The 14,352-nt window shown below is 48.8% G+C and carries 10 protein-coding genes and 1 pseudogene; 4 read left to right on the top strand and 7 right to left on the bottom strand.

Annotation, left to right across the window (positions count from 1 at the left end; genetic code table 11):
- Positions 1 to 275: 275 nt before the first annotated feature.
- On the bottom strand, positions 276 to 2,462 hold the full coding sequence (locus SPB21_RS17535) for a lytic transglycosylase domain-containing protein (protein ID WP_499867299.1): 2,187 nt from the start codon (positions 2,460 to 2,462) through the stop codon (positions 276 to 278).
- Positions 2,463 to 2,735: 273 nt separating this feature from the next.
- Between SPB21_RS17535 and SPB21_RS17530 the strand changes: the two genes are divergently transcribed.
- Complete coding sequence (locus SPB21_RS17530) at positions 2,736 to 4,211, top strand: leucyl aminopeptidase (protein ID WP_163670624.1); 1,476 nt, start codon at positions 2,736 to 2,738, stop codon at positions 4,209 to 4,211.
- A gap of 43 nt (positions 4,212 to 4,254) precedes the next feature.
- Here SPB21_RS17530 and SPB21_RS17525 read toward each other — a convergent pair whose 3' ends face one another.
- On the bottom strand, positions 4,255 to 4,518 hold the full coding sequence (locus tag SPB21_RS17525; protein WP_163661795.1) for a hypothetical protein: 264 nt from the start codon (positions 4,516 to 4,518) through the stop codon (positions 4,255 to 4,257).
- 244 nt (positions 4,519 to 4,762) lie between these two features.
- On the opposite strand from SPB21_RS17525, the gene SPB21_RS17520 reads away from it, so the two are divergent.
- Both SPB21_RS17520 and SPB21_RS17515 read left to right on the top strand, forming a co-directional pair.
- Positions 4,763 to 4,981: a hypothetical protein gene (locus tag SPB21_RS17520; protein ID WP_499867297.1), complete on the top strand. Its 219-nt coding sequence runs from the start codon at positions 4,763 to 4,765 to the stop codon at positions 4,979 to 4,981.
- Between the two features lie 25 nt (positions 4,982 to 5,006).
- A pseudogene (locus SPB21_RS17515) lies at positions 5,007 to 5,297 on the top strand (DUF3179 domain-containing protein); the annotation flags it as partial.
- 296 nt (positions 5,298 to 5,593) lie between these two features.
- Here SPB21_RS17515 and SPB21_RS17510 read toward each other — a convergent pair.
- The 5 genes from SPB21_RS17510 to gghA form a co-directional block, all read right to left on the bottom strand.
- Positions 5,594 to 6,688 (bottom strand): hypothetical protein, encoded by a 1,095-nt coding sequence (locus tag SPB21_RS17510; RefSeq protein ID WP_163670618.1) that lies wholly within the window; start codon positions 6,686 to 6,688, stop codon positions 5,594 to 5,596.
- Between the two features lie 303 nt (positions 6,689 to 6,991).
- A complete protein-coding gene (gene glpK, locus SPB21_RS17505; protein WP_458789461.1) occupies positions 6,992 to 8,482 on the bottom strand; it encodes a glycerol kinase GlpK in 1,491 nt (496 codons plus the stop codon).
- Between the two features lie 79 nt (positions 8,483 to 8,561).
- Positions 8,562 to 8,951 carry a VOC family protein gene (locus tag SPB21_RS17500; protein WP_006515683.1) on the bottom strand — a complete coding sequence of 130 codons (390 nt, stop codon included), beginning with the start codon at positions 8,949 to 8,951 and terminating at the stop codon, positions 8,562 to 8,564.
- A gap of 315 nt (positions 8,952 to 9,266) precedes the next feature.
- On the bottom strand, positions 9,267 to 9,554 hold the full coding sequence (locus SPB21_RS17495; RefSeq protein ID WP_006515682.1) for a DUF6679 family protein: 288 nt from the start codon (positions 9,552 to 9,554) through the stop codon (positions 9,267 to 9,269).
- Between the two features lie 259 nt (positions 9,555 to 9,813).
- Positions 9,814 to 12,327: a glucosylglycerol hydrolase gene (gghA, locus tag SPB21_RS17490; protein ID WP_499867296.1), complete on the bottom strand. Its 2,514-nt coding sequence runs from the start codon at positions 12,325 to 12,327 to the stop codon at positions 9,814 to 9,816.
- 465 nt (positions 12,328 to 12,792) lie between these two features.
- Here gghA and ggpS point away from each other — a divergent pair, with 465 nt between their 5' ends.
- Complete coding sequence (gene ggpS / locus SPB21_RS17485) at positions 12,793 to 14,304, top strand: glucosylglycerol-phosphate synthase (RefSeq protein ID WP_499867295.1); 1,512 nt, start codon at positions 12,793 to 12,795, stop codon at positions 14,302 to 14,304.
- Positions 14,305 to 14,352: the final 48 nt, after the last annotated feature.

Raw genomic sequence — 14,352 nt, 5'->3', positions numbered from 1 at the left:
GAACGATGAGAGCCGATGCCTCAAATGAAGTGGACTATCCTAGGCCACAAGAGCCAGGCAGATTAACTGCACTAGCTAGGGTGCATTGTATCGGTGCAAGTACGAATGGGCTATAAAAATTGCGCATTTACACTAATGCATGATCCCAAGCGTTGGTTATCTAGGTGTCTGTCCCTATTTATCTGACCTATTGTATGGTCAACCGTTCGAATCGCATAGGGTTGTCAATACGAATGTAGTCTGGATGAATGGAATCTAGACAAATGTAGTCTGGACTACGGCGTAGCCTGTTGAGCAGTGTGCTGCGCCATTTGACGACTAATAGCCGGATTATACAGTCTTAAATAGTTCCAGTAGCCGCCAAACACAGCTTCCACGTAGCCTTTGGTTTCAGGAAATGGAATGTTGTCCACAAAGACATCGGGGTCGCCATATCCTCTGGCAATCCAGTCGGCCACAGCGCCAGGGCCAGCGTTATAGCTAGCCACAGCAAACATTGAATTATCGCTATATTCCCGATGGGTGTAGTCCAGGTACCAGGTGCCTAGTTTGATATTTTCACTAGGGGTTTTGAGTTGGGTATCCAGGTCGCTGTTATTTTCGCCGATTTGACTGACAATCCAATCAGCGGTGCTGGGGAGCACCTGCATCAGGCCAATGGCCCCGGCGACGGATTCGATGTTGGTCTCAAATCTAGATTCTTGGCGCATCAGGGCGGTGACCAGTAACGGGTTCAGCTGACGCTGCTGGGACCAGGCTTGAATCAGGTCAGAAAACGGAAAGGGGTAAACCGTTTGCCAGTAGTTGGATGTATTCCTGAGCTGCTGATACTCGGTCTGTTCATCGGCCTGATTACGCCAGGCCAGACTGGTTAGCATAAAGATACCGTCGAGGTTGTCGCCCACCCCCACCCGCATAACGCCGTCGGTGAACTGTTCTGCCACCGTTGGGTCCTGGACGTTTTCAAATTCAGTTTGCCAGAGGCTCCAGGCGGCGGCATCTTGCCCCAGGCGGTATAGCAGTTGCAATGTTTCTGAGCCGGCAGGCAGGGGCTCTCGTTGTTGGGGCAGGCTGACTTCAGGGTTTAATGAACGGACGCTGTTAAAATCCCCCACATCCCAACCCAGCATGACGGCTGAACGCCAGGCAAAATAGGATTCTGGATATTGGGCTAGGGTGCGTTCATAGGCCTGTCGGGCCTGGTTATCTTGTCCTAATTTTTGAGCCCATTTCCCAGACCAGAAGCTGGCTTCAGCAGCCAGTTCACTTTGGGGGTTAGCCGTAATCAACTCTTCCGCCAGCTGACGGGCCGTGGCTGAGTCATTGGCTTTGGCGGCCTTATGGGCACGGCTGAGGCGTAATTCGGCAGCAGTTTCTGAGTCGCTGTACTGGCTGAGCACTGATGTGCGGGCGTCTTTGGCAGACGTAGGGCTATTCAGCTGGTCTAGAATGTTGGCTTTTTTGAGTAGTGCTTCGCCGGCTCGATCTGGGAAGGCTTTCATGGCCTGATCCAGCGGGGCAAGGGCTGCTTTATCGGGCAGAGAGTCTGCGAGCTTGATGAGTCCAAGACCGGTTTCAGGGGCATTGGGAAAGGTTTTGGCAAGCTTTTGATAGTTGGCGATCGCAACCACCCGTTTCTGAGCAATCTGAGCCCCCCGAGCTGCCCGATATAAGCTGGTAGGTGATGCAGGCGCTTTAGCATAGGCTTCTGAAGCCTTGGCATATTGCAGATTTTCCCAATAGCCAAACCCTACGGTTTGCCATTGTTCAGGTGTTAGTTCCTGGCCATATTCCTGTGTGAGTCGGTCAAGGCTGGCCTCATACTCCTCACGGTAGAGACCATGGGCTGCCACCAGCAGTAGCAAATCCTTGGACGTACCAGTTTTTAGCTTCTTTAGCGCTACCTCGACGGCTCGTGGGTGACTGGGGTGCTTTTCTAGCAATGCTTCCCACTCATTGGGATCCTGTTTACCCAGCTCATAGCGAGCCTCAGCCGTAGCACTGTGGGTGTCATAGTTACCCAAAAGCTCATTCCAACTAGTGGGCGACTCCCCTGTCAATAGCTGCGCCTGTCCTCGTTTTAGCAGCACGTAGGGAGTCAGGGCAGACTGCTTATTTTTTTCCAGCTCTCCCAGGGTAGATAGTGCTTCAGCCGCCTGCCCTTGATTCAATAAATCCGTTGTCAGCAGATAGGTAGCCAGATAGGCATCACCATCTATCCCAGAGTCAATCACCTGCTGCAACATATCACGGCGCGTTTCCGCTGGCTGCAATGCCAGTTGAAACGTTTTGGCTGAGGCTGCCTGTTGCAGCTGGGCAGATTCTGTCGCTGGCTCAGTCGGCAACAATCGTTTCGTCGCCTGCCCAAAAAATACAATTAGGGCTAAACTTGCTAGACTAACTCCCCCCAACAGCAACAGGGGTAATCGCTCTTTTCCAAAATCTATGAGACGTTTTCCCATGGTGGATCAGCTCAATCAAAGGTACAGAAGACAGTCTAGAGAGTTCTTTGTAGCCAGGAACGGGAGTTTCTGGTAGAAGATACCCAAGGTTTTAAGGGGATACGGTTTAGAAAGTGCAAGGATGCGCTACCGTGCTCTCAAAGTGAACGAATATCGCCCCAAAATGTTCTATCTAAAAAACTATGAACATGATAGAGAGCCATATATGATATTCAGTCAATAAACACGCCGAAATCATTAGATACTAAGACGGGAATTAGCACTGAGATGGGAATGAAGTTTGTAGCATCAGATAAGTCTTGTTTAACGTGGTCAGGCGATTGCCTTGTTGTCGGTTTATCTGAAGAGTCATTGCCCCTGACAGGGCTGCTATCTGAGTTAAATGAGAGAGTATCTGGGCTGCTTCAAGAGCTCATCGACGAAACAGACTTTAAAGCAAAGGCCGGTAGTTCTGCTGTGATCCGCGTCGGTAATGACGTGCGTAAATTGGCCATTGTTGGTTTAGGTGCTTCTGAAGATCTAAAGCTAGAAAGTCTACGTCGTGCTGCCGCTACTGCTGCCAAGTTAGCTAAGCGTGAAAAGTGTGCATCCCTTGGTATTAGTTTCCCCATTTGGAACAACAGTCCGGAGCGAACGACCCAGACGATTGCTGAAGGTGTGACGTTGGCAATGCATGAGGATAAGCGGTTTAAGTCGGATACCGACGCTCCAAAGGTAGTGCTGAGCGATATTGCATTGCTAGATTTGGTAGGTTACGAAGCTGCTTTGGAGACAGCTGCCCATGTATGTGACGGTGTGATCCTTGCCCGTGAGCTAGTGGCTGCTCCTCCTAATGTAGTGACCCCGACTAGTATGGCCGAGACTGCTGCTGACATTGCTAAGGAGCATGGTTTGACGCTCAAGGTGTTAGAGCAGGCTGAGTGTGAAGATCTGGGTATGGGCGCTTACCTGGGGGTAGCCATGGCGTCGGAGATGCCGCCCAAGTTTATTCACTTAACCTATACCCCCGAAGGCACACCCAAGCGAAAATTAGCACTGATCGGCAAGGGGCTGACCTTTGACTCCGGTGGTCTAAATATTAAGGCTGGTGCAGGCAGCATGATCGAGTTGATGAAAATGGATATGGGTGGTGCTGCCGCAGTATTAGGTGCTGCTAAAGCCATTGCCCAAATCAAACCTGATGTAGAAGTGCACTTTATTAGCGCCGCTACTGAGAATATGATCAGCGGTCATGCGCTGCATCCAGGCGATATTTTGACGGCGTCTAATGGCAAAACCATTGAGGTGAATAACACGGATGCTGAGGGTCGTCTGACCCTGGCTGATGCCCTGGTCTATGCCGATAAGTTAGGTTTAGATGCCATGGTCGACCTGGCCACTTTGACGGGTGCTTGCATTGTGGCCCTGGGTAATGACCTGGCCGGTTTATTTAGTCCGGATGATGAACTCGCTGGAGCATTGGCTAACGCTTCTGAAGAAGCGGGTGAAAAACTCTGGCGCATGCCCATGGAAGAGAAATATTTTGATGGGCTTAAGTCAATTGTGGCGGATATGAAAAATACTGGCCCTCGCCCCGGTGGTTCTATTACCGCAGCTCTGTTCCTTAAGCAGTTTGTCAAGGATACGGCATGGGCCCATTTGGATATTGCTGGCCCTGTATGGAGTGAAAAAGATAATGCGTACAATAACCCTGGTGCAACAGGGTACGGTGTACGCACATTGGTTCAATGGATTTTGGAAAGCAATTAGTAGAAGGCTGTAACAGGCGTTATCCATAACGCCTGTTACATCATTAGCTTGCTGCTTGGACGCTCATGGGCTTGTTGTAGTTTTCTGCTTTGGCAGGTGGGCAATGTTGGGGCATTTGGCCAACCTGGTTAACTACGGCTGCGTGGGGGAGCAGCTCATCTTCGCTTTCACTAACCACCATCTCTTGGCGACAGCTGGGGCAGTACCAAAACATTCTGCTTTGGCTGATATGGCGCAACAGTGTGTCTTGGCAAAGACTGCAAAGGGCTCCATTGTTTGATGGAGGATTATTAAAAGAGTTTTTCATATGTCGTCGCATCGTCTCGATACGTCACTGACTATCACTACGATGCCCAGCCTTCTAAAAAATTGCTGTAACTTTGCATATATTTGTACAAAATTTAAAGAGTTTGCATTTCATAACATTTTGCTCTGATGTGCGCATAATGCGTTTAGGTATGTGATTTTGAGTGGTTTGGGCAGGGCAATTAGAATGGGTTGCCCAGGGCTGCGTCATGGTTTGCGAGATTATCAATGCCGCTTGACCGCGGTTGTCCTTAGCTGAAAACGTTGTATGTGGCAATGGCAGTGATTTGTATCACATGTTTGTGAATGGGATATTAATTGAATTTGGGTGTGGGGGTGATAATGGGGGTGCGATCGCAGGCATTAGCGATGGCCCAATAGCGATGGCCCAATTCTGTTTAGCATTTCTCATATATTTTTCAGGTGGTTTTCAGCTGACTCATACCTTGATCGATCCAGCCTAATCACAGTTAGTGGCCGATCAATAACTTTGATGTGCGTAATCAGGAGCAGTTAGACCTGCATCCGAAGGCGATTGTTAGCTATGTGTGGGAGCCGGATGGGGAAACGCCCCACAATCAGTTTTCGGGAGACAGTCTGCAGTTTGTGCATGATCAGGTGAAGCGGCAGGGTAGGCAAGAGGCTCAACTCTCTGGGCGTACTGTGCGAGCTCGGTGGGATGAGACGTTGGAGACGGTTATTATTGAGGAAATGGATGGGACGGTGATTCCGAGTTCGACGGCGTTTGCATTTGTTTATCCTGCTTTTTATGGTGAGTGATTGTGATTAAGGGCTTGCCTCAAGATTCTGTTGAAAAGTACTATGTAGGGTGCTGTTAGTAACGCACCTCATTTAACTCAACGCGGCGACACATCATTCAGTCGCAGCTCTAACTCTGGAAATGTCTGCGAGACAATTCTCTCACCCAGTCGAAACTGTTGTTGTTTATACTCATCATCGACCAACTGACACACCGTAATCGTCGGCTGTTGATGTGCTGCTTTAATCTCAAGACTATACTACATCTAGCTTTGTGACTAAATCTGGCTTTGTGGGTTCAGTTTTTTGGGTAAAGTCTAGTTTGCTTTACTCAGATACGCCTGAGCTTGTTGAATCAAAACTTGAGCATCTTTGCTTACCGTTGTTCCGGAGGGGACTTTTTCAAGGTTACTAATCACTTGATTTACAGCCGCTATGGTTCTCTCTGGACTTTGTTGTGCAGATAACTCAATCAGTTTGTTAATGTCTTTTTCTGCTGATTGGACTAACTTGACAGCTTTCTGTTGAGAGTTTTGCAGTTCTCTCACTTCCCCCAGATTAATCGTATACTGAGCCTTCAACGCTTGAGCTTTGACATAATCTGGCTCGTCAGACTGAATATTCTCCAATTCAGCCAGGGCCGCCTCCCATAGGGTGGCAATACGATCCCATTTTTCAGTACTGTGGGGTGGATTTTTCCCCTCTGAACTAGCTGCATCGGCAAACTGTTGGGCAGCGGCTAAAAGCGCATTGCTCTTACTCAGAACGGCTGTCTGTCCTGAGATGGCTTCATAGTCTCGTTTGTAGGCGGTTAATCTGGTGTTGGCCAGGCGACCGGCAAGGGTTTCTGACGGGATTTCACTTAGCTGATCCATCGATTGTTGCCAGTCTTTTAAAATGTCTTCTTGGGTAGCTGGATCGCTGGTTTCAAAACTGTTTCTAGCTTCAACCACCTGGTTAGAGGTGGTTTCTAAAACAGTTAATGCATTTTGTTCTTGAAAAATTTGGGCGTCCATTCTGCCGATCAGGGCACGGGCGTCTTCAAACTCATCCAGGGTAAATTTCCAGCCACATCCAAATAAGCCGCAGTATCTTTTGGGGTAGTATCCCAGAAACCAGACGGGTAAGTTGTCGAGATGCTCTTGGGCCTGGGCTGCTTTTTCCGAACCCAGTTCAAAATCTTCTACTGTGGTGGCCTGGTTGATTAGCTGATCGGCCTGTTCGGTTTGGATTATGGCCTGGCGATAGTGGTGATCCATCTGCATAAAGCTGGGCAGCAGGATTATGGGAGCGACTTTTGCTATGGGCCAGCGAATCATGGGATAGGGCAGGTTCAAAAACCAGATGCTACCTGCGATCGCACCCACACCCAAAACTAATTTTCCAAATCGGTCTAATTTGAGAAGCATCATTTATTGGTGACTTAACATGTGCGGCCTTGCAACAAATGGCTTCACCCAATCCAATAGAACTTACGTGCTGAGATACGCGGGGATAACCGCACCTAAGAGAAACCATACAAATTACCCACACTCTGTAGAGTGCCCATGATCCAAATGCAGAGTGAGTTGGCTAGCCTGAACAACTGGAACCATGGGGAGTAGAGGAGTAATTATGTTTCAGTATAGTCATCTCATTAAACCCGTCCGTGCCTGCTATATAGGTTGGCTGAACGAAATCGTTGGCTGAGCGAAGTCGAAGCCAACGACTTGATTCTAAACAATCCACCCCTTCGCCCGCTCCACTGCCCGCTTCCAGGTGGCAAAATTTTCCTGAGCTGCGGTTTTGCCTTCCCCAGGTTCAAAGGTTTTATCAATCTTCCGACTATTTACCAGCGTCGTATAGTCATCCCAGAAACCCACTGCCAGACCTGCGGCAAACGCAGATCCCTGAGCTGTCGCGTCCAACACTGCCGGACGCTCCACTGGAATACCCAATACATCCGCCTGATACTGCATCAAAAAGTCATTGTTGCAGGCACCGCCATCCACTTTGAGTGTGGTAATGGGTGTGCCACTATCATCATTAATGGCGGTTACTACCTCACGGGCCTGGTTGGCAATCGCTTCCAGCACTGACCGCACCATATGGGCCTTAGTCGCCCCTCGGGTAATGCCCAAAAACGCACCGCGAGCCCCCATATCCCAATGGGGTGCACCCAAACCACTCAGGGCAGGTACAAAATAAACGCCACCGTTATCGTTTACTGAAGTGGCTAGGGGCTCACTGTCTGCGGCGCTATCGATAATTTGTAGGCCGTCCCGCAACCACTGAATGCAGGCCCCGGCGGTAAACATGCTGCCCTCTAGGCCATAGCCCAGGTCATAGCTGCCGTCTGTCTTAGTGGTGGTCCAGCCGATGGTGGAGAGCAACTGGTTCTTGGACCGGACAATTTCTTGGCCAGTGTGAGCAACCAGAAAAGCTCCAGTGCCATAGGTGCACTTTAGTAAGCCGGGGCGATCGCAACCGTGGGCAAACAACGCCGCTTGCTGATCGCCCAAAAGTGCCGCAATCGGAATTTCCACACCCAGCAAACTGGGGTCAGTGTAGCCAAAAATTCCCTGGCTGGGTTTAATATCTGCCAGTAGCGATCGTGGCACTCCAAAAATATCCAACAGTTTGTCATCCCACTGCTGCTGTGCCAGATTCATCAGCAACGTACGACTGGCATTGCTATGGTCCGTTGCATGCACCTTGCCATCCGTTAGATTCCATAGCGCCCAGGTATCGATTGTGCCCGCTAGAACATTGTCTAGATTATCCGGCTGAACTTTATCCAGTAGCCACCGCAGCTTGGTACCCGAAAAATAGGCATCCAAAAATAGACCGCTGCGCTCATAAATCTCTGCCTTGTGGTCTGCTAGGGTGGCACACATATCTGCTGTGCGTCGATCCTGCCACACAATGGCCTTATGTAAGGGCTTACCCGTTGTCTTATTCCACAGCAAACAGGTCTCTCGCTGCACCGTTAGACCGATGGCCGCAATCTCACTGACATCAATATTTGCTTCGCCAATGGCTGTCTTTATGGCCCACTGCACCTGCTCCCAAATTTCTATGGCATCATGTTCCACCCAGCCTGGCTGTGGATAATACTGAGTCAGTTCCTTATAGGCCTGACCCACAATGTCGCCCGCTTTGTTAAACAAGATGGCGCGGTTGCCAGTGGTGCCCAGATCCAGGGCCATGACGTACTGTTTTGCCATTGACGATTCCTCTTGGAAATAGGGGGTGAATAATTAATGGGTATATCTGTAGGGTGGGCACAGCCCACCCGCTGGTCGATTACATCAGGTTCTCAAACAGTCCAATCAAATTGCCTTCAGGGTCCCGACAGTAGGCAATCTTGAGATTGAAATCACTGTTCTGCGTAGGTGGTTCATCAAAGTGAACGCCACCCTGCCGCAGCTGAGAATAGGTGCCATCCAAATCTGTGATGGTAAAAATTAGAACGGTTTTATCTTGGCTATCGACAGAAGTAGGCTTATCGCTAGTGTGGATAATGGACGCCATTTCCTCTTGATGAAACAGGGAAATGGTTTGACCTGCGGCCTCAAATTCAGCGTAGCTTGGGGTTTCTACGATCACTTTCAGGCCCAGTAAATCCCGATAAAACCTGCAACAGTTGGTAATATCTGACACCAGTAAGCGCGTAGACGCGGCTTTGACATCCATGGAAAACCGATCTAATTAAAGAACTCCACCTATTGTGTCGCGGGTTCTTTTTTCTGGAAAAAAACGAGGCAAGTCTTAGGGGAAATTAATAAAAGTTGGAGTTCGACTGAGCGTAGTTGTGGTGGAGGGAGCGTAGCCGAACCCCAAAAAAAAGAGGGTGCGTTGCCGCACTCCCCTTCAACGAAGTTTTTGAGTATTGATTTCTTTTAGCGCTCTTTCAAGTCTGAACGGATTTGACGTGTTTCGAGCAAACTAATTAGGTGCTTTGAAACGATTTAGAGGCAATGGGGTCAATGCCTGGTTCCTATGGGCGACCTAATAATTGTCTTGATCCAAGAGTTTAGATAACTGTCCGCGAATAGCATCCAGCTTCTTATCAACTTTTGGAACAGTAAGCAGTCTTACTTCCACTTCAGCAATGTTGTCAATGCGAGTGGTTTTTTCCCAAAGTTTACGTTCAACCTCAGACTCAGACTCGTAACGGAATGTAATGGTTGTGTCGGTTACCTCTAAAATTTCCACATTCTTGAACCAGCCATTGCTACTTTTGACATAAAGCCAAACACTGCTTTGGCCGACGAGTTCTTTGAGTTTTTTTTCCATATGGCAATTCCCCAGACACTGCACAGGTCTACGAAGAGATAATGCTGTCTTTTCTTAAGGTTGATTTTATATATCGTAGCACTTTGAAAAGTTATATGTAGACAAAAAAATAAATGTTCTATGATCTCTAAAATCCTTCTGGCGTAATTAATAGAGTGAGTTTCATTAATTGTTGTCAGGGAAAAACTACTGCTCCAGTACAGGCTGGGCATTACACAATTGTCTTTCAAGACTTATTGATTTCTTAAAGCTAGGGTGTTTATTTTTTCTGTTCAAAAAGAACACCCTGGCTATCCTTTAGGGGGAAGTGGCTCAAGTTCTTGAGATCGGTGTCGAGATTGAGATCGGGTGTTGCGATCGCAACCTGCCAATCCTCCATGTTTATGCCTAACCAATCCTCCAGTTTGATGGTCAGCGGCTTTCCCCCCATATGGGCCACCATCATAATTGGGGATGCCCCGGGTTCATCGGGATTGCATCTGAGGCCATAAAAAACCGTACGCTGGTCGTCGCTAATGCGATTAAACCGATCATGGCCAGTCAAATTGTCCTGCAACCAGGGATAGCGGCGGCGATACTGTCTCAGGGCGAGGTGGAATTTGGCAATGCCTTTATCGATCTGCCCATAGGAACGGGAGACATTGCACAAATCATGGCCATCTTCCATAAAAGCCATGGCAAACCTTTTCAGTTTTGGGACATCTAAATTGGCTAAAAACTCCGCTAGAGAAGACTCGTTGAGCTCAGCCAAAGCAGGGAGTTCACAGCTTTCGGTACTGGGTCCCAGGCACTTACTGCAAATGGCAGCTACCTCTTGTAGGTTATAGTCCGTCGATACCATGGCTTCCTGTAGTGTGCGTGAAAAGTCCTGCAATTGCTGGAAATCACGAAATCCCATTTGCTTGAGCTGGGGATACACTTCTGGCAAATCGTACATATCGGGTTCGATTTGCCAGTCTAGAAAGCTGATTTCTTCTGAAACGACCTTGACCCCATATCGGTCATCGGTGTTTCTGAAAAACCCCCAGGGCGCACCTACGTTGGCATTGATAAAGTCCATGGGTAAGCCGGGACTAAAACCACATACCCATATCTGGGTGGCTGGGTTGTTATAGGCCTTGTGCAGAACATTCGGTAGAGTTTTGCCCAGATTCCAGTTGATCGGCTGGTCCGTTTTTACCTGGGTGCCACGCCGCACCGTGTCATGGTTGCCACAGCCTGTAATCCAACGGTTCCCTTGGAAAATGACTTCCCCCACCCGTCGCCATTTGCGGTCCCAAAATCCTTGTAGGGATGGGGTATTGTGGGCAAAAATCAGTGGTCCCCACTGAAATGATTCAGGTTTTTGCTCAATTAGCTCCCGGTATCGGGAAATTTCTTCCCAGCCTTCCTGGGGCCAGGGGCGGCCATCCTCAAAAATAGTGAACATCAACCGTCGATAGCCGTTGATGTCCTGCACGACATCGCTCATGGCCAACAGATAAGCATCATCCTGCTCGACTCGATCCGTGAGCGGGTTAAAGAAGCGAAAATCCTGGCCGCCATCTACGCGGATGCCGTCAGCCCCTGTATTGATTTTGCGTCGCTGCATCTCTAGCAAGATAGCCCTTACCTGGGGTAGCTGGTGGTTCAGATCTTGCCCATACATGTTGGGTCCTTTAAAGAACTGATGGGTCATGACCTCTAGGGCTTGGTTGTCGGCATGGCCATAGACCAAGTCATAGATCAGCTGAATTGGGCCTGTAGAAAAGTTGTGGAGTGTGGCAATAAAGTCGATCACCTCATCAGGCCTCAGGCTCCCTAAAACCGAGGGGTTAGTTGTGCCTGAGCCCAGCATGGGAACATCGTAGCCCCAATTTTGGGTGTCGGGCTTGCGTAAAACGGCCTGAGAGACCCTGGGGGAAAGGTCAGGGACAGAATTTTCTGCAAACGATGGATGGGGAGCTTCGTTTTTGTCTGGCAGAATCGCAAAAAACTCATAGTCTCCATGGGAGTCTTCGCGACGATACTCAATGGTGGGTACTACAGGCAGTAGCTGAATAGCATCGTAGCCTGCATAAACGGCTTCTTCAGCGGTGAGTTCTTCCCCAGCGGCAAGCTTGGCGGAGATCCGCTGGTAAATTTCCGTCAATCCCTCAAATGTGCCTTGGGGCGACGCCGTCTTGACGTGAATCTGCAAAATATTGGTGGGCGCACCGATGCGGGGAATGTCCGTGTCGCTATAGCTGCTGCCGGTACGGCGAAAATAGCTACGGTCTGCTCGCTGCCGCTGTATTAAGCGCATGTCGTACAGTTCTGCGGGGGCAAAGATACCGTAGGGCAGAGAATAGGCTAGCGGATCACGGATGATGTGTACTCTTCCATCTTGATCGGTATAGCGTAACCAGTAAAAACAGCCAGCGCGATCGCGACGTCCTGACCGCATGCCCTCGATTACGCCCCAAACAAATTCGCCCTGTTTGACTAGGGGGATTTGAACTCGATTAAACGTAACGGTTTGTTCTGTTGCTCGAAAGTTAATATTCTCTGTCGGTGTATAAATCTCCAGTACAATTCGGTCTTCTGACTGGATAATGTCCCCCGTTAGATCGGGGGTCCAAAAACCAACTTCAGTCAACCGATCAGCACGATAATGTGCGCCCAGACGTCGAGCAATTTTCTGAGCTTTTTCAAAAAATGTGGCTTCTGAACGTTGGATGCTTTCGGCCCACATCAGCAGGCTTTGGGTTTCATCTTCAACTAGTTGAATGTGTTTGGGGGCAGTTGCAATCACCGTATGTCTCGTTATTGAGGGGAGCGCAGTTTACTCGGATGTGGTTTAGCGGCGCTACATTAGCTCAGAATGTTGAAAACGCCCATAGTTCCCATCGATCAAAAGTAAGACGAAAATGTGTCCATGATTTACATCTCTAAACTGAGTGTAAGATCGATATCGAGTGAAAACATATTTATGGTTGACGTTGTTAAATTCGTTCCCGAAATGTTTTCCCTTACCCAATGCAGGGCTGAAAGGAGAATACCCGTTAAATTGCTAAATCAGGCTTAATACGGTAATGTAACTCTCTGTAAACCCTGATGTGTTGGTAAAAATCGTCGGCGGATTTTAAGTACTATTTCATGCAATTTTTTGGGGCTCAGCAGAGGCAGCTTGGTAAGTGAGCTGTCATTGCTGAGCTTTATTATGTTCGAGTTTCAAGCTTAATTGACCGCTGCTAATAAACTTGCAGGAGAAAATAACATGAAGTCTTCCTTGGTCATCCTATACCACCGTGAACCCTATGATGAGGTGAGGGAAAATGGCAAGATTTATTATCGAGAAAAAAAGAGTCCTAACGGTATTGTTCCTACCCTAAAGAGCTTTTTTGCTAATGCCGATCAGAGCACTTGGGTAGCGTGGAAACAAATTACTGAGGCTGAGCAAGAAGGATTTGTTGATCGAGTCACCATGGACGGGGGCAGCGATAGCTGTGTGGTGCGGCGGATCCCTCTCAATGCTGATCAGGTACGTAACTTTTATCACATCACCTCAAAAGAAGCCTTTTGGCCTATTTTGCACTCGTTCCCTGAGCACTTTACCTATGACAGCTCTGACTGGGAAAACTTCCAGAACATTAATCGGTTATTTGCCGAAGCGGCTTGCGAAGATGCAGCAGACGATGCGCTGATTTGGATTCACGATTACAACCTCTGGCTCACGCCCTATTACATCCGTCAGAAGATGCCCCATGTGAAGATTGCATTCTTCCATCACACGCCTTTCCCGGCAGCGGATGTGTTTAATATTCTCCACTGGCGAGATGCCATTATTGACAGCTTACTGTGCTGTGATTTGTGTGGTTTCCATATCCCTCGCTATGTGCAGAACTTTGTGTCGGCTGCCCGCAGCTGTCGTGATGTAGAAGTTGTAGAGCGCATCCCCGTACCAGAAGCCTTTACTAAGACAGGTACTGCCCTAGCCGAACCTGAAATGGTCACTAAGCTGCGCTACAACGGTCGCATTGTCACCATTGATGCATTCCCTGTGGGAACCAGTCCCCAAAAGATTCACGATGTGGTCATGCGCCCATCGATTCAAGAGCGGGTGAAGGTACTGCGTGCTGAGATTGGTGATAACAAGCTGATCATGTCCGCTGGGCGGGTTGATTATGTCAAAGGTGCTAAGGAAATGCTGGCCTGCTACGAACGGTTGTTAGCCAGACGCCCTGAGTTGATTGGCAAAGTCAACTTAATGATGACGGCGGTGAAGGCGGCCAAAGGGATGCGGGTTTATCGCATTGCTCAGGAGCAAATTGAACAAATGGTGGGCCAGATCAATGGTCGCTTTGGTTCCCTTAACTGGACGCCTGTGCAGCTCTTTACTGAGCCTTTGCCCTATGACGATTTGATGGCACTGTACAAAGCCGCAGATATTGCCTGGATCTGTCCGTTAAGAGATGGTTTGAACCTGGTCGCTAAGGAGTATGTAGCTGTTCATAACGGCGAAGACGGTGTCCTCATTTTGTCTGAGTTTACGGGGTCCGCTGTGGAGCTGCCTGATGCGCTACTCACCAACCCCTATTCCTCCACACGTATGGATGAGCGTATTGATGAAGCGCTGGCCATGTCTGATGAGGAACAAGCCGAGCGCATGAAGAAGCTCCACAAGGCTATTTGTCGTTATGACGTTCAGCAGTGGGCCAATCATCTATTTAGGGAAGCCAAAGCGACGGTAGCGATTGAGCCAGAGACGAAGGAGGTTGCTAGAGTTTAGGAAATTTGAAATTGTAGGGGTGTTCCATGGAACACCCCTACAATTTCA

The organism is Leptothoe sp. ISB3NOV94-8A (assembly GCF_043421595.1).
Lineage (GTDB): Bacteria > Cyanobacteriota > Cyanobacteriia > Phormidesmidales > Phormidesmidaceae > Leptothoe > Leptothoe turfae.
Note: the sequence above shows the minus strand (reverse complement) of the source record. Positions and strands in the feature narration are given on the sequence as shown.